Here is a 19,620-nt window from a genome sequence, read left to right on the forward strand (position 1 = left end):
ATGAGCTGAATGATTGGTTGAAGAATATAGTAATCTAAAACCGTTCGGATTTATATCCATATCAATTTTGATCATCTAGCGCAGATTTATGATCAGGTGCATCCACGGGCACAACATAAACCTGAAAATCTTAAATAATCATTATTAAAAATATAGGTTGGCATAAAAATTTCATAAAGAATATTTATGCTGAGAGAAATAGAATGACCATGCAGATTATTTCACCATGGTCTTATTCGCGAAAAGCTAAAATTCAGGTATAACAAAAGAACAGAATTTAAGCTGAAAAATAGGGTATGGCTGAAAAGAATTCAGCCTGACAGGACTGGAAGTATATGGGCACAGAAATTATTGTAGATATACAACAAAAATATGATCGGTTAAGCGAAGCACAAAAAGAAATTTTTGCAGGTTATGGTCTGCGCCAGATCAAACATTTTGTGGAAATCAGTCTACCAAATATTGAAACATCTTTACCCGAAGGTGCTCATGTGCAGGGAATTAATACAGATGGTAAGGTTCAAGCCTATAATCCTGATAGCCATGAATACTATATCTGGATTTCAGACTTGCAATGGCAAGCGACTACTCGTGCGACCCAGGCAGTGGACTTAAAAGAAGATGCCATCGAAATCTGGAAGATCTTCGATTTAAAATCTTATGAACTGATTGACCTCAGTCATGTGCACCGTGACTTTCTGGACAGTCGTGTCTAAAACTGATCTTCAGTAAAAAAAGGACGATATCAATCATCCTTTTTATTTGACCAATATTAAAGATCATCTAAAGGTAGTTGAAAACTCTGCTTGATAATCTGACTCGGTAAATCAGTTTTGACGCTGGTAATCCCATTCTTTTTAGTTAAATGCGTGGACTGGAATTTACGATAACTTTCCAGATCGGGCACCACCACTTTGAGCATTGCATCACATTCACCCAAAATGATATAGCACTCCATTACTTGGGGCAGTTCTTTCATGGCTTCAATAAAGGTGTCAATCGTTTCAGCATCCTGACCCACTAGCCAGATACGAGAAAATAAAATCAGCTGGAAACCAATCTTCTGCTGGTCCACGATCGTGGTATAGCTCTGGATTACCCCCGCATCTTCAAGCAGTTTTACCCGACGCAAACACGAAGAAGGCGAAAGACCAATTTCACGTGCCAGATCGTTATTCTGAATCCGGCCATTGGCTTGCAAGTGTTGAATGATATTTTTGTCAATACGATCGAGTTTTACTCGAATAGACTTGGAAGATATCTTCATAAAATAGAATAATATTCTAAAAATAATGCATATTATAAAATAAATTGAAAGCCTATTTTGTAAAAAATCGCAGATACTAATTTCACTTTCCGACATGTACAGAGGAACAAGGAAATGTCTGTATTTGCACTTTTTGCACTGACCGTGCTTCCCCTTATTTTTACACCTGGACCAGATATGCTATTTATCCTGTCTCAAGTGATGGGTAAAGATGCAAAAGCAGGCATGATGGCGACTATAGGGGTATGTTGCGGTTATCTGGTGCATTCGATTCTGGTGGCGTTAGGAATTGCAGCAATTATTGTGTCTTTTCCAGTGCTGTTTGAAACTATTCGCTGGTTAGGAATTGCTTATCTGTTATTTCTGGCATTCAGTCTGGTGAAATCGGTATTTAGCAAAAATACGCTGACCATTGAAAAGAAATCATCCAGTAATCCGGTAAAAAAAGGGTTCATTACTGCGTTACTGAATCCGAAAGGCATGTTGATTTACTTTGCAATCCTGCCGCAGTTTATAGATAAAAATGGGAATACGGTGAGCCAGGGTTTAATTCTGTCTTTTATCTTTATTGCTATGATCTTTGTAGTGTATTGTGCCTTAAGCCTTTTATTCGCCCGACTTACCCGTTCGGCTCAGATTGATGAACGTAAGCAAAAGTGGATTGATGGGACTTCAGGTGGTTTATTGGCACTCGCTGCTTCATGGCTAATCATTAATTAATGAGCTATAAAATTCACCAATGTTCATCAAATAAGTCATAAATTCGTTTTAAAAATTTAAAAGCACGTGATCACAGCGTGCTTTTTTAATATATTTCCTTATAAAAATTATTTTTTGCTATTTCATTGATCTATTTATAAGAGGGAATTTTGACCAAATCTGAAATAATGAATCGAACCCATCACCATATGTCAGAAATGACAGATTTAGATAGGAGTAATTTGTATTCTTTATAATAATAGTGACAAGAAATGAAATTAAATTTTATAAAATAGATCAAATCTTTTGATGTGCATAATCAAATAAAAAGATACTAAAAATCAATGGTTAAATTTTAAATAAAATGATGGGAATTTGTTCTATATAAATGTCAAATCTTGAAATGTGAACGCGACGTTCAAGGAAAATTACGCATTTTTACACCCTATTGGTGAATTGTGACTTGACCGAAATGCCGAACGCATTGCAAGATAGGGCACCTAAAAAAATTTAAGTGAAGAGTTATTATAACTTTTCTAAATATTTACATTTGCTAAAACAGCCGAGGATTACATGAAGGCTCTTGTTGCTGTAAAACGTGTGGTTGATGCCAACGTTAAGGTTCGCGTTAAGCCGGACAACAGTGGTGTTGACTTAACAAACGTTAAAATGTCAATTAACCCATTCTGTGAAATCGCAGTGGAAGAAGCGGTTCGTTTAAAAGAAAAAGGAACTGTTTCAGAAATCGTTGTTGTTTCTATTGGTCCTAAAGAAGCTCAAGAACAAATCCGTTCTTCTATGGCTCTTGGTGCTGACCGCGGTATCCTGGTTGAAGCTGATGACAGCCAATTAGGTGCGTTAGAAGTAGCGAAAATTCTTAAAGGCGTTGTTGAAGCTGAACAACCGCAATTAATCCTTCTTGGTAAGCAAGCGATTGATGATGACTCTAACCAGGTTGGTCAGATGCTTGGTGCACTTCTAGGTGCAGGCCAGGGTACTTTTGCTTCTGAAGTGAAAGTTGAAGGCGACAAAGTACAAGTGACTCGTGAAATCGATGGTGGTTTACAAACTGTTGAATTGAACTTGCCAGCAATCATTACCACTGACTTACGTTTGAACGAGCCACGTTATGCTGCTCTTCCAAACATCATGAAAGCGCGTAAAAAACCGCTGGATACTAAGTCACCTGCAGATTTCGGTGTAACCACTACAACTAAACTGAAAACAGTAAAAGTTGAATCTCCTGCAGAGCGTAAAGCTGGTGTACAAGTGAAGTCTGTAGACGAACTTGTAGAAAAATTGAAAAACGAAGCGAAAGTGATCTAATACAGAAGGATAAAAATCATGAGTATTTTAGTTATCGCTGAGCACGACAACAAAGCATTAAACGCTGCTACTTTAAACGTTGTTGCTGCGGCGCAAAAAATCGGTGGTGATATCACTGTATTGGTTGCTGGTTCTGGCGCTCAAGCAGTTGCTGACCAAGCGGCTAAAGTTGCTGGCGTAAGCAAAGTATTGCTTGCGGATGATGCTGCTTATGCAAACCAGTTGGCTGAAAATGTAGCGAAACTGGTTGCTGAATTGGGCAAAGGCTATAGCCATATTCTTGCTGCTTCTACCACGACTGGTAAAAACATCCTGCCACGTGCAGCTGCATTACTAGACGTAAGCATGATCACAGACATCATTGCTGTTGATTCTGCAAACACATTCAAACGTCCGATTTATGCAGGTAACGCGATTGCAACTGTAGAATCTTCTGAATCAGTTGTTGTTGCAACTGTTCGTGGTACTGCATTCGATCCAGTTGCTGCTGAAGGTGGTTCTGCTGCTGTTGAAGCTGCTACAGCGACTGGTGATGCTGGTATTTCTAAGTTCATTAACGAAGAAATCGTTAAATCTGAACGTCCAGAATTAACAGCTGCTCGTATCGTTGTTTCTGGTGGTCGTGGTGTTGGTTCTGGTGAGAACTATCACAAAATCCTTGATCCACTAGCTGACAAGCTAGGTGCTGCTCAAGGTGCATCTCGTGCGGCTGTTGACGCAGGCTTCGTTCCTAACGATATGCAGGTTGGTCAAACTGGTAAGATCGTTGCGCCTGACCTGTACATCGCTGTCGGTATTTCTGGTGCCATCCAGCATTTGGCGGGTATGAAAGAGTCTAAAGTGATCGTTGCGATCAACAAGGACGAAGAAGCACCAATCAATGCAGTCGCTGACTACTGGTTAGTAGGTGACTTGAACACTGTTATTCCAGAATTAGTATCTAAAATCTAATTCCTGAATACAGTTTAAAAAGACGCTCTTGCGTGAGCGGTAAGTGAATACTTACTGCTCTGTTCAGGGGCGTTTTTATTTATAATGAAAAATGAATAAAATAATAATGAAAGTTTTTATATTGCCTGTATATCAGCCTTTAATCGAAAATGCTCGATTTTATCGATTGTTTTGTTCAACTCTAATACTATTTGTTCTTGCTGTATTGGCTTATTTGATCATCTTAATACAGATCGCTGGACTGTGGCTTATTTTTGCTGCCTGTAGTTTTGCAGGATTTATCCATCTGATCTATTTGAATGCGCTTTCAGATGCACAGGTGCTTGCGAAAGCAGAGCAATGGATCGAGCTTGATAATCAGCGATTTCAGAACAGTGCTTATGGTATTCAAGGCGATGCGCTGATGGTATTGGCGCTTATTTTCCCTTTTGTATTATCTACATGGTTGTTGTATGGATGTTCTAAATTATTTACAAATTAAGTATGAAAATTTGAATAATGATTAGAAAATTGGACTGAAAATAAAGATTGGATGTGTTGCTTTTGGCACTTAATAGGGTAGGTATTAAGCGAGCTTTAGAAGATTTAAAAGTAATACTAATATTCATATTTTAATTTACTTGCCGGTTTGGCGGCGTCTCCCTGTGAACTTTGATGGCCTGTCGCCCTGATGCATGCTGGTGATGTTGATTGTCGTCCAGTATTTAATTACCTGGCTATTGGTGCAGCTGGATTGCATGCAGGTAAATTGTCTGTGTATGCTTGATCAGCAGAAAGAAACAGTGGATTCAGTACAAGATATTTCCGTGCATAAAATGCGATAATTCAAGCTAAGAATGAACCTCTGTGTGCAGAGGTTTTTTTATGCGTTAAAAATTGTGAAGTGGTTAAAATTTCTACTAAAAATCCTTTGGATAGTTGGGGCTGAAACGGCTTAATTTAGCCTGATTTATGCTATACTGTCCGACTGAATTTTAAATATTGGTTCAGCGTTTTTTGAACCAATTTATAGCTGGATTTACGACATATAAATACAGGTCAAACAGGGCCTGTAGAATAAGGAGTATGCATGAGCGTATCGGAAATTAGACCGATTGCCATTGAGGATGAACTTAAAAGCTCATATCTCGATTATGCGATGAGCGTGATTGTGTCACGTGCATTGCCAGATGTACGAGATGGTTTAAAACCGGTTCATCGTCGTGTGCTTTTCGCAATGCACGAATTAGGCAATGACTATAACAAAGCATATAAAAAATCTGCACGTGTAGTCGGTGACGTGATTGGTAAATATCACCCGCATGGTGATTCTGCCGTTTATGAAACGATTGTCCGTATGGCACAAGACTTTAGCTTGCGTTACCAGTTGGTTGATGGCCAGGGTAACTTCGGTTCTGTCGATGGTGATAGTGCAGCGGCAATGCGTTATACCGAAGTACGTATGCGTAAGCTGACCCATGAGCTCCTTGCTGATCTTGAAAAAGATACAGTGGAATGGGAAGATAACTACGACGGTTCTGAGCGCATTCCACAAGTCATGCCGACGCGTATTCCTAACCTGTTGATTAATGGTGTTGCTGGTATTGCCGTAGGTATGGCGACCAATATGGCACCGCATAACATGACTGAAGTCATCAATGCGTGTTTAGCCTATGCCAATGATCCGAATATCAGCATTGAAGGGCTGATGGAACATATTTCGGGTCCAGATTTTCCTACTGGCGGTATTATTTACGGTAAATCGGGTATTGTAGATGCCTACCGTACCGGTAAAGGCCGTTTGCATATCCGTGGTAAATACCACATCGAAGAAGATGCCAAAACTGGCCGTAGCACGATTGTATTCACTGAAATTCCTTATCAGGTCAACAAAGCGAGAACCATTGAGCGTATTGCTGAGCTGGTAAAAGAGAAAAAACTCGAAGGGATTTCTGAACTTCGTGACGAATCTGATAAAGAAGGGATGCGTATTGCGATTGACCTGAAGCGTGGTGAAAACGCTGAAGTGATCGTGAACAACCTGTTCCAGAATACCCAGTTAGAAAACTCATTCAGCATCAACATGGTTTGTCTGGACAATGGCCAGCCGAAATTGATGAATCTGAAAGACATCATTGCTGCGTTTATTCGTCACCGTCAAGAAGTCGTGACACGTCGTACTATGTATGAACTGCGCAAAGCACGTGAACGTGGTCATATTTTAGAAGGTTTAACCGTTGCTCTGGCAAATATTGATGCCATCATCGAAACTATTAAAACTTCTGCCAACCCGGCTGAAGCGCGTGAGCGTTTGCAAGCAGGTGAGTGGGCAGCAGGCGGTGTAGCAGCCTTGCTCGAAAAAGCGGGTGCTGTTTCTGTACGTCCTGACGAAATTGAAGGTGAAGATCCTAGCCGTCCATTTGGTATTGATGGCGATATCTATCGTTTATCACCGACCCAAGTGAACGCAATCATGGAGCTGCGTCTCCATCGCTTAACAGGTCTTGAACAAGATAAGCTGCAAGCTGAATATTCTGAAATTCTTGCGCAAATCGCTGAATATACTGCCATCTTGAATGATTTTAATTTATTGATGAACGTAATTCGTGAAGAGCTTGCACTGATTCTTCAGCAGTATGGTGATGCACGTAAGACCGATATCGTTGAATCACGTATCGACTTCTCTCGTGAAGATTTGATTCCTGAAGAGCAAATGGTGCTGACAGTTTCAAAAACTGGTTATGCAAAAACTCAACCATTGTCTGACTACGCGGCTCAGCGTCGTGGCGGCCGTGGTAAGTCTGCAACCAGCATGAAAGAAGACGATTATATCCAGCATATGGTGGTTACTTCGAACCATGCAACCGTGCTTTGCTTCACCAATGTCGGTAAGGTTTACCGTCTGAAAGTCTACGAAGTACCACAAGCCTCTCGTGGTGCCAAAGGTCGTCCAATGGTGAACTTGCTGCCACTAGATGACAACGAAACCATTACTGCAATCTTGCCAGTGATTGATGCACCGAAGAAATTCAAAGAACGTTTGGCAGACTTTAAAGCATTTGTAAAAGCTAATGCTGCCCAGCTGCAAAGCAACGAAGTGATCAACAGTCACTTTGCTGCATTAGAAGCTGCACTTGCTGAATCTGAAGAGGGTGCAGATGATATTTCTGATGCACTGCGTGTTCAGTTGAAAGAATTGGGCTTGGCGCTTTCAACTACTGATCTTGATGATGACATTATCAATGACTTTGCTCAGCAAGCTGAAGCTGTTCGCAAGAATTTCTATGTGTTTATGGCGACCGAGTACGGTACGATTAAACGTGTAGAACTGGAACAGTTCTCGAATGTTCGTTCAAACGGTTTGCGTGCGATTGAACTGAATGGTGATGACACCTTAATTGGTGTTGCGATTACTGACGGTGAACAGCAAATCATGTTGTTCTCGAACGAAGGTAAAGCCATTCGCTTTGCAGAAACTGATGTACGTTCAATGGGTCGTTCAGCCAAGGGTGTGCGCGGTATGCGTGTGACCATCGGTGCTTCGCAAGTTGAAGATGCAGAAGATGCAGAGGTTGAATCTGATGATGAGGATGCAACTGAAGCGAACTTCATTAGCCGTATCGTATCTCTGGTAGTGGTGCCTGAAACGGGTGAAGTACTGTGTGCCTCTGCAAATGGCTATGGTAAACGTACGCCTGTAGATGACTTCCCAACCAAAAAACGTGGCGGTAAGGGCGTGATTGCGATCAAGACCTCTGAACGTAACGGTGAGCTAGTGGGTGCAGTGGCAATTGATGCATCTAAAGAGTTGATGCTGATTTCTGATGGCGGTACTTTGGTTCGTACCCGTGCATCTGAAGTGGCACAAACTGGCCGTAATGCACAAGGTGTTCGTCTGATCCGTCTGGCTGAAGATGAAAAACTGGTTGGTGTAGAAGCGATTGAAGCCGTTGAAGATGAAGAATTGGATGTATTGGAAGAAACAGAAGTTTCTGAAGATAATCTGGCTGAAACTCCTGAGGCTGTAGATGCAGCGCAAAATGGCGAAAATACAGCAGAAGACTAAGCCTTCAATTCTTATAAAAAGGGCGCTTCGGCGTCCTTTTTTACAGACTTTACTGGAAATGACCATGATGAAAACTAAATTGATGTCACTTGCTGGGCTAGCTCTTCTTGCCGGTTGTAGCACTACCGAACAGGTAGCAGATCCAAGTACAGCCCAAGCCCAGGCAGCAGAAATTGCCTATAACGACTTGCGTGATGGTAAGTATGAAGAATTTTTAAGTTATCTGGATCCGAAATTACAGCAGTATTTTCAGGAAAATCAGAAAACCATGAAGAAGTTTTCGCATTCCATTCCTGAAGGTGAGTATAAGTCTAAGACCTTGATGGTAAAAACTTTTGTTGAAAAATCAGGTCAACCAAGTGAATACAAGGTCAGCTATGAAATCGCTTATCCAAACAATCTGGTGCAATACGATGTCAGCTTTGACAAGCCCAACGGCAGTAGCAAAATCCAGAACTTTTATATCCGCGTATATGGGGAATAAGCTTTTAGCTTAACAGGGTTCAAGCTTATTTAATGCGTGAGCATAGGCGATAATAGCCTAAGCTAAAGCAAAAAAATCCAACAATCAGCAGATAGGCGAGTTTCCCTAAAATCATGCTGGTCGTTACGCCCATCTGATTCAGTTGAATAAACATCTGTACGATCTGTGTGGAAGGTAAGGCCTGTCCAAACATTTGCATCCAGACGGGCATCGCAGCATGTGGCCAGGCGACTCCGGACAGCATAAATAAGGGAATTGAGGTAAAGACAATAACATGTCCGGCACGCTCTGGCATATCCAGAAAACTGGCGAACAGGGTCGTGATGCCGATTATGCAGAATACAAAAACCAGAACAGCCAGCAGCATGCCCCAGAAATTCCCGCCACGTGGATAGTCAAACAACCAGAAGGTGAAACCAAACAGGTAGTAGCATCCCAGACAGCCAATGGTCAAAATTGCCAGACTGATTCCACATAAGGTCGTCAAATTGATCACCTGTTTATTTTCACGATACAGTGCAATCAACATGCTGAGCCCCAGAAAAATCGTCTGATGAATAATCAGTGGGGCAACCGCTGGAAATACATAGCTTCCATAGCCAGAAAGTGGATTAAATAGTGGAATCTGGTGAATCGATAGGGCAGGAGAGAAATGCGAAATTTCGCTAAAGCGTTCTGCATATTCACTTAAGGTATTTTCGACAGAACCAACCAGGCCTAAACCGATCTGTTTGGTAATCAGGAAATTCGCTGCACTTAAATACAGCCCAATCCCGCCATTTTCACCATGTCGAATGGATTGTGAAAGGTTGTCTGGTAATAATAAAATCCCGTCAGCCTTTTGAGCCTCTACCCACTGTTTGGCCTCTGTAAAATTTCCAGTGACTGCCTTGATCTGTACATTCGGGCTTTGGCTGACATGACTGATAATAGTAGTGGTTAAGTTGCTTTGCTCTTCATCGACAATAATAATGGGCAAGGCTTCGGCGTGTTCAGCCTTATACGCGGTTGGATAGAAAAAACTGTAAAACAGTACAGATAGGATTAACGTAGTAAAAATACTGGTATTGCTAACAATATCTTTAAAAGTTTTACAGTAAGCGGCCCAGAGTGCTTTCATGTGGACACTCCTTTCGCTATTTTCTTTAAAAATACATAGGCCAATACAGCATAAAGCACCACATAGGTAGTCAGTATGAATATTGGTTGAGCTGAGAGATATAAGGGACTACCAATCACCCATTGTTCAGTCTGTAATTTGGCATAAGGTGTATAGGGAATAATATTGGCCCAGAGCTGGGTAAACAGTGGTGCATTATTGAGAGGCAATGTGACACCGGCGAAGCTGAGCGATGAGCCACCATAGACTGCCAGTAAACCAAAAGATTTCCTTAGATCCTGCGTTGCCAGTACGACCGCGCTACTGATAAAGGCATAGGCACTATAGAATAGGACTTGTGCCAATAAAATCAGCCATAATGAGCCAGCAATAAACCAGCCCCGAAACTCCACCATCCACAGCATCCAGACCCAGGTCCAGAAACAGAAAATTGCGACATAGACCAGATTTTTAGACAGTAATGCTGACCAGAGATTTTGTCCATTAATCCAATGATTAAAAGTATGACGCTTGATTTCCTGTCCTACAGCAAATGCTACACAGCAGCACAATAACAAATGCAAAATTGCCGGAACCATATAAGGTTCCAGATAAAATTCATAATTTAATTGCGGGTTATACAGCGGGGAAATTTTAATATTAGGTGTCGGTGCCTCCAGATAAGGTAGGGTATTACCCAGATACTGCCTGCCAGTAAATTCTGCCATTGCCTGAAGCGTGCTCAATAACATAGCCGAAGAAATGGTATTCCCGATACTAAAATAACTCTGATTAAAGGCAATACTAATTTCAGCATCCTGGGCTGTGATTAATCGTTGTTCTGCGCCCGCAGGAATATGGATATAACCCCAGATTTTATTCTGATTCAGCAGTTTTTCTACTTCAACGGTCTGATCAGAAACGATATATATCTGTAGGGTATGATTTAGCGATAAATGATTATAAATCTGGCTACTCAGGCGGCTTCGATCCTGATCAATAATCGCAATCGCTAAATGATCGGGCTTGCCTTGAGCAAACATGCTGCCGAGTAAAATCAAAATGCAGGCAGGGGCAAGTACAACCAAGGCCAGATCCCATTTTTCCCTGAGTAAATAGCACAGTTCGCGCCGGATACCTGCCCACATTATTTTGAAGACTCTTGCAGCTTAAACAGCACACTCATGCCAACTTTCAGTTCAGGAATTGTAGTCGCTGGTACAAGGTGGACTTTGAAGCTGCGAATATCGTAGCCACCAGTCTGACGTGTGGTTTTAATGGTGGCAAATTCACCTTCAGCACTAATACTTTTTACTTTAAATATTGCATTTTTATTGAGTGCCGGAATAAAACCTTCGAGCTGCTTTTGTTCACCTAGGGAAGCATATTGGTCTTCGCGAATATTCAAACTGACCCAGCGTTCTGCCGAAATCAGACTGACCACGGGTACTGCGGTTGCGACCAGCTCAGAGAGATTGCCATAGGTTTTAGATACTGTACTATCAATAGGCGCCAGTAGTTCGGTCTCTGCTTCCAGGGCACTGGCTTCAGCGACTGCTGCACGGGCAATGTCGACCTGTGCATCTGCTGAAATTTTCTGTTCTGGGGTGCTGCCACGTTTAGCGCGGATATATTGCTGATAAGCAGCTTCAGTCATCTGGGAGGCAGACTGTGAGGCAGCAAATAGCTCATCTCGGCGTTGACGGGAAATTACACCTTCTTGAAACAGGTTTGCACCGCGCTGATAAGAGGTTTTTGCCAGCTGTTCCTGTGCTTTGAGAGATTGCCAGTTGGCATACAGTGAAGCGACATTTTCTTCTTGTGATCCGCGTTCGGCTGTCGATTGTAAGGCTAAGGCAGATTGCAAGCTTGCTAATGCCTGCTGTTTTTTCGCTTCTATTTCAGGGCTATGCAACTTAACTAATACCTGACCTTTCTTGACGTCATCACCTTCCTGCACATAAATTTTTTCAATCCGGCTTGGAACCTTGGTCGCGACCTGTACGGTTTCAGCCTCAACCCGACCTTGCAGTTCGATGTCTTTAGGCTGATAAGTTTTCCACAAGCCAAAGCCAATTAAAACCAGGATGACTGGAATTAGACCTAACAGCAGGTATTTCTTGGTAGATTTGTCCTGTTTAGTTTCAGCAAGACTTTGTTTTGGTGAATCGATATGATTCATTTCTGAAGCCGGTTCATCAACAGGAAATTCTGGCTTTTGCTCATCAGTCATGTTTGGCTCCATTAACGAATATAGTGGGTATTGGCATGTTGCATATAGTCAGGAAATTCAGTAATTGAGCCATGGCTTTGCAATAAAGTGGCAAGTGACATGATGTATTTATAGGCATTTAGGGCCATTTCAGCTTTCAGGCCACTCAACATATTTTGCGCATCAATTACCTGCGTCGCGGTGCCAACATCTTCCTTAAAAGACAGTTGCTGAATACGCAGATTTTCTTGTGCTGCTTTCAGGTTTCGTTGTAATAGCAGATCACTTTGCTGGGCGCTGACCGCTTCACTAAATGATTTATAAATCAGATTCTCAATTTCCTGTTGGGTACGTGCCGTCATCAATTCTGCTGCATGACGCTTCAGTTCGGCAGCCTGAATATTCTTCTTTTTATCAATGCCGGAAAATAAGTTATAACGTGCTGCAACGCCTACAATCCAGTTCTGGTTTTCATCCAGACTATATTCACCAAAGGCAAATACATTGGGTCTTTTTGTTGCCTGCTGGGCTTTAACATTGGCTTTGGCCAGCTCAGTATCCATTTTCATTTTTTTAATCAGGGGAGAGTTCTGACTAAAACTGCTGAGCAGAATATTCACATTTTGTGGTTCAGCACGATTCACAAACAAAGGTGTGCTTAGCTCGGTGATATTGCTATCCAGCAACAGATTATTTAGCTGAAATAGGGCAGCATTCAGATTGGCTTGGGCATTTTGTTGTGCGCGTTCAGCATTATTGCGTGCCACTTCAAACTGCATACGCTGACCCTTACTGATGAATCCCTGCTGTTCCATTTTCAGCGCATTACGGTAATGTTGCTGCATGGCATTTGAATTAAAACGTGCGGCTTCCAATAACTGTTTTTGCAGTTGCACATTAAAATAAGCCTGAATCAGTTCAAAGCGTTGTGTATCCTGCTGTTGCTGGTTGCTCAATTCACTGCGTCCCGCCTGAATGCTGGCTATTTCTTTGGCACTACGGCTGAGGCCTCCGGTATAAAGTGGCATCATCACTGAAATAGTAGGGCGAATAACTTCATCTCTAAGTACAACATTGGATGAATCTGGAATTAAACCAACACCATCCTGAATAGGTTGCTTCAAGTTTTCTTTAAGCGGGTCGGCAATAGCCTGGTCTAAATTAAACTCATCAATTTTATTATTTAAGCCATTGGTAAGTGACTGCTCAAGGTTATTTTTAACAGCACCTAAAGGAATGTCTAATTCATTACGAAAAGCATAAGCACGGACATTCAGATCAACCCGTGGCAAACCAATGCCTTTAACCGCTTCTGCTTCCAGTTTTGCAGCCTGTTCCAGATTCTGGAAAGCCTGACTGGTATAGGAACGTTGCAGCAGTTGTCGTTCTGCATCCTGAAAGCTAATAGTTTGTGCATAGGCAAAGCCACCATACATCATGGATGCAAGTACAGACAGACCCCAGTAAACACATCGTTTATTTTTCTTCATATTCATAAAGTAGAGATGCAAAAGCACATTAAATCAGTTTTATGAGTATTATAAGTCAAGTGCTTGTAGGTTAGGAGAAAAGAAAAGTTGTAATAGTGTTGTAATCACCACTTATAGGAATCATTTATATAAGAATCAAATTCTATGGTTAATATCAAATTATATATTTTGTGTAAAATATAAACATAAATATTGAGATTGATTCTAAAAAATGGATAAAAAAACATTAGAAAATTTAGCAGAATTCATATGTGGAACAAATGAAGAAATATATCCGGTTTATCGAAAAGGTTCAGATCTAACTTCTTTTTTTCATAGTGTAGGTATATCTGTTTATCATGATGGATCAACACGTGCTAAATGGGTATTCGAGCAACTTGTAAGTTGTAGTAAAAGTCAGCTAGCTGATGTTTTAAAAAGATTGGCTTCTCCAAAAGAATATAGTGGAAATCATTCAAAAGTAATAAGTGCATTAAGACTTCTTAACAAAATTTTGTATATAGAAGGCTTCGAAATTTATCTGGAAGGAATTGAACCCAAGTTTAAAAAAATACAAATAAATTTTAGTGAGAAGATTGAACCTGAATTCAAGCCAATCCCTAGACCCAATTTTCTAGTATTAGGTTTAGAACCTGGTGTAGGAGAAATTCTTGATTATAGATGGGACGAAATCCAACGTTGTATCGAAGCTGATGCTGATTTATCGGCGGTAATTCTTATGGGAAGCTTATTGGAAGGATTACTTTTAGGAGTAATTCATAAAAATATTAAGCTTGCTAATCAAGCATATTCAGCTCCTAAAACCCGAGAAGGAAAGGTTAAACCTTTTTCAGAATGGAAATTGAGTGAAATGATTGATGTTGCGCATTCATTAGGTTGGATTGAAATTGATGTAAAAAGATTCTCCCATTCTCTCAGAGAATTTAGAAATTTAATTCATCCTTATGAACATATGATATCGAATTTTAATCCTAATAAAGATACTACTAGTATTTCTTGGTTGGTTATTCAGGCCGCTATAAACGATTTAACGAAAACTTTAAGTTAACAGTAGAAATTAAATTTATCCCTCGAATCTACATTGATTTTTTGACTCTATCTTCATTCATGGATTGAAATAATTTTGTGCAAGCTAAGCCCAGATATGGTTAAATGCCATCATTTTATTGTGTTTCACTCTGAAAGGAAAAATCATGCGCGCGTACAACTTCTGTGCTGGTCCTGCTGCATTACCTACTGCCGTTCTTGAAAAAGCTCAAGCTGAAATGCTCGACTGGCAGGGCAAGGGTCTTTCGATCATGGAAATGAGTCACCGTAGTGCAGACTACGTCGCGGTTGCTGAGAAAGCAGAAGCAGATCTACGCAAACTCATGAACATTCCTGAGAACTATAAAGTATTGTTCTTACAGGGTGGTGCATCGCTACAGTTCTCTGCAATTCCGTTGAACTTGTTGGGTAAAAACAACAAGGCTGACTATATCCATACTGGCATCTGGTCTGAAAAAGCATTGAAAGAAGCAAAACGCTATGGCGACATCAATGTCATTGAAGCAGGTACTAAAACTGCTGACGGTAAATTAGCGATTACTGAGCAAAGTACCTGGAACCTGTCAGATGATGCTGCTTATGTGCACTACGCAGATAACGAAACGATTGGTGGCCTGCAATTTGCCCATATTCCTGAAACTGACAAGCCATTGGTGTGTGATTTCTCTTCAAGTATTCTATCTGCGCCAATCGATGTAACTAAATTTGGCCTGATCTATGCCGGTGCACAAAAGAATATTGGTCCTGCTGGTCTGACGCTGGTCATTATCCGTGAAGATCTATTGGATCAAGCGAAACCGGAAATTCCAAGCATCCTGAAATATGCAGATCAAGCGAAAAACGGCTCTATGGTGAACACTCCATCAACTTATGCCTGGTACCTGTCAGGTCTGGTATTTGAATGGTTGTTAGAGCAGGGCGGTGTAGATGCAATTTATAAAGCTAACCTCGCAAAAGCTGAACTGCTGTATGGTTATATCGACTCTAGCGATTTCTATGCAAACCCGATTGCCAAAGAAAACCGTTCAATGATGAACGTGCCATTTACTTTGGCGAAACCTGAACAGGAAAAACAGTTCCTGAAAGAAGCTGAAGAAAATCATCTGTTGAACCTTGCAGGTCACCGTTCAGTAGGTGGTATGCGTGCAAGTATCTACAATGCAGTTCCGCTTGAAGGTGTTCAGGCACTGGTAAAATTCATGGATGAGTTTGCAAAACGCAATGCTTAAATCCAGCATGCAAAAAACCCAGCTCAGGCTGGGTTTTTTTATCTTCCGATTCTGAAAATTAAAACACGAAAAGATGAAGTAGAAAGGCGCAGATCAGCATGCCCAAGGCAAAAAACAAGCATGACATCATGTCAATGTCATAGCTCGAGCGAAGATGATGCTCGACTTGATGTAAATTTTCTTCCTGTACGATTTTCATAGATATTATTGTCCGATCTATTTATCGTTAATTACTATTTGTTATGAGCCTTTTTATCATAAAAAATTGGTTAAATAAAGTACATTCTTAATTTAACTGCATAAAGTTATTATTTTTTTATCCATTAAATAAATCTATTTATTTAATCCTGCGAAAGCAAGAGTCACTGTTTACAGGGTATTGCCAATATCATAAATAATATTCGTTATTTTAAAAATGAATTTATTTGAATTTAAAATTGTGGATAAGTGATTAATTTGTGAATTTATAAAGTGTATTTAGAAGAGTAAGTTGTGGATAAAATAACCAGCTCAATAAAATCATCAATGAAAATATTTATTTAAAAAAACAGGAGATATTCAACGGATGTGAATATCTCCTGTTTTTGAATTTAAAATATAAAATTTTTAGGCTTTGCTATAAATGTTGGCCTGAATCCATAGATTGCCACGGATATATTGCCCGATACTAAAGTCTTTATGTGCTGGATTGCGCGTAGCAACACGGAGCAGGGTGGCAGGACGACCTTCATCATGAATCAGGGTGACATCATAAAGTGTGTATTCCTGATCCATAAATTGCATTGAAGTCTTACCGACAATATTGCCCTGAAACCAGGCTTCATCTTCCTGACCAATGGTTTCACCATAGAGGTAAGCCACCATTTTAGAGAAATCCACAGTAACCGGAGCTTTATCATCTTCAGATTTAGGTTCCCACGCATCAATCTGTTCCTGCAGATTTTCAGGTGCAACGCCATTGTTGGCTGCCAGAATATCATTCAGCGCACGGTGGTGCTTGATTGAAGCCGGATCATCGACAATCAGATGTTCATGTTCCGCTACAGGCTCGAGTTCATAAGCCCAGGCATTCAGATTCACCAGATAATTTTGATCTTTATCGTATTGTGTATGATTGACGCTATACAGACTGTCAAACGCATACACAATATTGTTCAGACCCAGATTCAGGCGTAAGACCGCTTGAGTATTGGACTTGCAGCTGATAATCCGTTCAATTTGTGCCTTTACTTTATAAGGACTGTCGAAGCATGGAAAGGCAGTTTTGACTGCTTTGGGTTTATTGCTTTCCACCTCAATGATCTGGCTTAACTGCACAGTGGCCTTGCTCGGACCCTGAATCAGCCAGGTGTTTTCATCCATATCGCATTCTTGTTTGCAGAGACCCATCGGCATGACCGGGGCATCAAGTGCCTGAGTTAACCACTTCGGTACATCGGTACCTGGATTGTCTGTAAGGAGATTCCAGTGTTCAACATGACTACCGAAGTTTTGATCATCGATAGTGATGATCTCAGGACTGTTTGAATTTTTCATATGCACAATTGATCTGGGATTGCTTATTTATAGTTAATCGAGGGTCATTCTGATTTTTCAAGTCAATCAGATGAATTTTAAAATTAAATTGCCATCAGATTCTTGTCAATTCTTATTCGCAGTCTAGAGATCAGCATAGTTGTAATTGTTCAAAGGGTGTACCAAACATGATCATATCAAAAGGGTATAAAGAAAACCGGAACGATGAGCACTGCATTTGCTAGAATAGATGACATTCATTTCTATCCCGGACCCATGCGTGTTGCCATTTAAACTTTGGGTAGATGCCGATGCATTACCCCGTATTCTTAAAGATGTCATTATTCGCGCTTCAGACCGTTATCAGCTTGAAGTGACCTTTGTAGCAAACCAGCCTGTAGGGATCACTCCTTCAATTCGTATTAACTCGATTCAGGCACTCAGTGGTGCCGATGCGGCAGATCAGGAAATTATAGATCGCATGAATGAACATGACATCGTGATTACCCAGGATATTCCGCTGGCGGCACAAGTCATTGAAAAAGGTGGTATTGCCATTCATCCACGAGGTGAAATCTATACCACGGCCAATGTCAAAGCGCGTCTGCATTTACGTGATTTTATGGATACGCTGCGTGGCGCAGGGGTACAAACTGGTGGACCGCCACCAATTTCTGAGCGTGATAAACGCGAGTTTTCCAGTTCGCTCGATCAAACCATTCAAAAGCAAAAGCGCAAAACAGCTGCAAAATAACGAGAAAATTTTCAAATGCCCAAACAAAGTAACCTGATGGTAACCTATGCCTTACTGGTTTTCATCTGGTCCACCACACCACTGGCAATTGTCTGGAGTGTGGAAGATCTACATCCAATGTGGGCATTGGCAATCCGGTTCTTTCTGGCTCTGCCTTTGGCTTTGGGACTACTTTGGCTGTTTAAAACCCGGTTACCATTTGATCGTGTTTCCTTGCACAGCTATCTGGCAGGGGCCTGCAGTTTTATCGGCTCGCAGACCTTTACCTATTGGTCTACAGACTATCTTAGCTCCGGTATCATTGCCCTGATGTTTGGTCTTTCACCTGTGATTTCCGGCCTGATTGGGCGCTTCATGTTTGGGATGCATCTTTCTCTCAATCAATGGCTAGGGATGACAATTGCCTTAACAGGACTTTCCATCATTTGTCTGGGGGATGCAGATCAGCATATTCAACCAGTCGGGATTGTGATTGCGCTGATTGGTGTGCTGGTTTATTGCATGTCCATGTATTGGGTGAAAAAGATTAATGCGCCAATTGACCCGATGGCACAGGCAGCAGGCTCAATTGGCTTGTCGGTAATCTTCTCTATCGGTATGCTGCCTTTTATCTGGCAATACGCACCTACTGCCATGCCACATGCCAAGAGTCTATTTGGATTAGGGTATGCCGTAATAATGGCTTCGCTGATTGCGATGTTCTGTTATTTTAAACTGGTGCAGAAGATCAAACCGACTACCTTGTCGCTTACCAATGTATTGACACCGATGTTGGCACTAATGATAGGCGCTTTACTGAATAATGAAAAATTGCCCCTCATTGCTTTGGTGGGGGTCGTAATTTTATTGTCTGGTCTTGTTGTATATTTCCTGAAAGAAATTCGGGCGAGTATTCAGGCCCGTCATAAAAAGCAATAATTTAGTCAGATTATGGAATTTCGTAAGCTTTCACACATTCGCTAATTTTTGCCCGATCCTGTGGATGTAGAGTAATGAAATAAGCCCCAGTGCGAAATTGGCCATTATCTTCGGCACGGCTATAAACCACTTGCGCTGTCGCTGCAATATGGAAGAAGTTCTCCGGATGGCTTAAGGTCAGGTGAATATAGGTGCCTTCTTTGATGAGGCGTTTACTGAAAAAGCTTAAGCCAGACTCGGAAAAGTTCACATCTTCAGGCACAGGTAACATGCTCTGTACAATTGAATCGTATAAAGACCCGGTGATCAGGTTTAATTTTTGGTTAAATAAGGATAAGATTCGAGCAATTTGTTGATCTTTTTCAGCTAATTGTTCTAATTCGTAGTTGAGTGCATGATCAAATTGATCTAACTCAGCAAGTAGTAGAAAATAGCGGGGCAATACGAAATTAGCATCGTAAGGATCATTTAAGGCTACATCATCGGAAATAATCTGATAATTAATTCGTAAGGCAGCATCGATGCGTGACATGACACGTCTTTCAGTAACTCCATGCTGATGCTGTAAATTTTCCATAATTTAT

19 protein-coding genes and 1 pseudogene are annotated in these 19,620 nt (G+C 41.0%); 13 read left to right on the forward strand and 7 right to left on the reverse strand.

The window, feature by feature from the left end:
- Positions 1–39 precede the first annotated feature (39 nt).
- Positions 40–138: pseudogene (locus tag F955_RS17055) on the forward strand (recombinase XerC); the annotation flags it as partial.
- A gap of 197 nt (positions 139–335) precedes the next feature.
- The gene (locus F955_RS05305; RefSeq protein WP_004815031.1) at positions 336–716 is read left to right on the forward strand and encodes a hypothetical protein; all 381 of its coding nucleotides are present in this window, start codon (positions 336–338) and stop codon (positions 714–716) included.
- Positions 717–772: 56 nt separating this feature from the next.
- Here the strand turns inward: F955_RS05305 and F955_RS05310 are convergent, their stop codons facing one another.
- Positions 773–1,267, reverse strand: coding sequence for an Lrp/AsnC family transcriptional regulator (locus F955_RS05310; RefSeq protein WP_004815034.1), 495 nt, complete (start codon positions 1,265–1,267; stop codon positions 773–775).
- A 114-nt stretch (positions 1,268–1,381) separates the two neighbouring features.
- Here F955_RS05310 and F955_RS05315 point away from each other — a divergent pair, with 114 nt between their 5' ends.
- The 7 genes from F955_RS05315 to F955_RS05340 all read left to right on the forward strand — a co-directional run bounded on the left by F955_RS05315 (position 1,382) and on the right by F955_RS05340 (position 8,772).
- A complete protein-coding gene (locus F955_RS05315) occupies positions 1,382–1,987 on the forward strand; it encodes a LysE family translocator (protein WP_004815035.1) in 606 nt (201 codons plus the stop codon).
- A 552-nt stretch (positions 1,988–2,539) separates the two neighbouring features.
- Complete coding sequence (locus tag F955_RS05320; RefSeq protein ID WP_004815037.1) at positions 2,540–3,292, forward strand: electron transfer flavoprotein subunit beta/FixA family protein; 753 nt, start codon at positions 2,540–2,542, stop codon at positions 3,290–3,292.
- Positions 3,293–3,310: 18 nt separating this feature from the next.
- On the forward strand, positions 3,311–4,243 hold the full coding sequence (locus F955_RS05325; RefSeq protein WP_004815039.1) for an electron transfer flavoprotein subunit alpha/FixB family protein: 933 nt from the start codon (positions 3,311–3,313) through the stop codon (positions 4,241–4,243).
- 106 nt (positions 4,244–4,349) lie between these two features.
- Positions 4,350–4,724 carry a hypothetical protein gene (locus tag F955_RS05330; protein WP_004892109.1) on the forward strand — a complete coding sequence of 125 codons (375 nt, stop codon included), beginning with the start codon at positions 4,350–4,352 and terminating at the stop codon, positions 4,722–4,724.
- Between the two features lie 202 nt (positions 4,725–4,926).
- Entirely contained in the window at positions 4,927–5,067 is a 141-nt protein-coding gene (locus F955_RS16570) for a hypothetical protein (protein WP_155757524.1), read from the forward strand.
- Between the two features lie 245 nt (positions 5,068–5,312).
- A complete protein-coding gene (gene gyrA, locus F955_RS05335) occupies positions 5,313–8,288 on the forward strand; it encodes a DNA gyrase subunit A (protein WP_004892112.1) in 2,976 nt (991 codons plus the stop codon).
- Between the two features lie 67 nt (positions 8,289–8,355).
- Positions 8,356–8,772, forward strand: a complete 417-nt coding sequence (locus tag F955_RS05340) for a DUF4878 domain-containing protein (protein ID WP_008302383.1) — start codon at positions 8,356–8,358, stop codon at positions 8,770–8,772.
- Between the two features lie 25 nt (positions 8,773–8,797).
- On the opposite strand, the gene F955_RS05345 is transcribed toward F955_RS05340, so the two are convergent.
- The 4 genes from F955_RS05345 to F955_RS05360 form a co-directional block, all read right to left on the reverse strand.
- Complete coding sequence (locus tag F955_RS05345; RefSeq protein ID WP_004892117.1) at positions 8,798–9,892, reverse strand: ABC transporter permease; 1,095 nt, start codon at positions 9,890–9,892, stop codon at positions 8,798–8,800.
- Complete coding sequence (locus F955_RS05350) at positions 9,889–11,019, reverse strand: ABC transporter permease (RefSeq protein ID WP_004892118.1); 1,131 nt, start codon at positions 11,017–11,019, stop codon at positions 9,889–9,891. The genes F955_RS05345 and F955_RS05350 overlap by 4 nt, the downstream gene beginning before the upstream one ends.
- The gene (locus F955_RS05355; RefSeq protein ID WP_373853531.1) at positions 11,019–12,053 is read right to left on the reverse strand and encodes an HlyD family secretion protein; all 1,035 of its coding nucleotides are present in this window, start codon (positions 12,051–12,053) and stop codon (positions 11,019–11,021) included. The genes F955_RS05350 and F955_RS05355 overlap by 1 nt, the downstream gene beginning before the upstream one ends.
- 62 nt (positions 12,054–12,115) lie before the next feature.
- Positions 12,116–13,579, reverse strand: coding sequence for a TolC family protein (locus F955_RS05360; protein WP_004892123.1), 1,464 nt, complete (start codon positions 13,577–13,579; stop codon positions 12,116–12,118).
- Positions 13,580–13,784: 205 nt separating this feature from the next.
- Between F955_RS05360 and F955_RS05365 the strand changes: the two genes are divergently transcribed.
- Both F955_RS05365 and serC read left to right on the forward strand, forming a co-directional pair.
- Entirely contained in the window at positions 13,785–14,621 is an 837-nt protein-coding gene (locus F955_RS05365) for a hypothetical protein (protein ID WP_004892130.1), read from the forward strand.
- 145 nt (positions 14,622–14,766) lie between these two features.
- A complete protein-coding gene (gene serC / locus F955_RS05370) occupies positions 14,767–15,849 on the forward strand; it encodes a 3-phosphoserine/phosphohydroxythreonine transaminase (RefSeq protein ID WP_004892133.1) in 1,083 nt (360 codons plus the stop codon).
- Between the two features lie 606 nt (positions 15,850–16,455).
- Here the strand turns inward: serC and F955_RS05375 are convergent.
- Entirely contained in the window at positions 16,456–17,385 is a 930-nt protein-coding gene (locus F955_RS05375; protein ID WP_004815058.1) for a hypothetical protein, read from the reverse strand.
- 229 nt (positions 17,386–17,614) lie between these two features.
- Here F955_RS05375 and F955_RS05380 point away from each other — a divergent pair, with 229 nt between their 5' ends.
- Positions 17,615–18,118: a YaiI/YqxD family protein gene (locus F955_RS05380; protein ID WP_034424949.1), complete on the forward strand. Its 504-nt coding sequence runs from the start codon at positions 17,615–17,617 to the stop codon at positions 18,116–18,118.
- A gap of 15 nt (positions 18,119–18,133) precedes the next feature.
- Positions 18,134–19,036, forward strand: a complete 903-nt coding sequence (locus tag F955_RS05385) for a DMT family transporter (protein WP_004892136.1) — start codon at positions 18,134–18,136, stop codon at positions 19,034–19,036.
- A gap of 10 nt (positions 19,037–19,046) precedes the next feature.
- Here F955_RS05385 and F955_RS05390 read toward each other — a convergent pair whose 3' ends face one another.
- Positions 19,047–19,613 carry a PilZ domain-containing protein gene (locus tag F955_RS05390; protein WP_004892139.1) on the reverse strand — a complete coding sequence of 189 codons (567 nt, stop codon included), beginning with the start codon at positions 19,611–19,613 and terminating at the stop codon, positions 19,047–19,049.
- Positions 19,614–19,620 lie beyond the last annotated feature (7 nt).

It is taken from the genome of Acinetobacter schindleri CIP 107287 (assembly GCF_000368625.1).
Classification (GTDB): domain Bacteria; phylum Pseudomonadota; class Gammaproteobacteria; order Pseudomonadales; family Moraxellaceae; genus Acinetobacter; species Acinetobacter schindleri.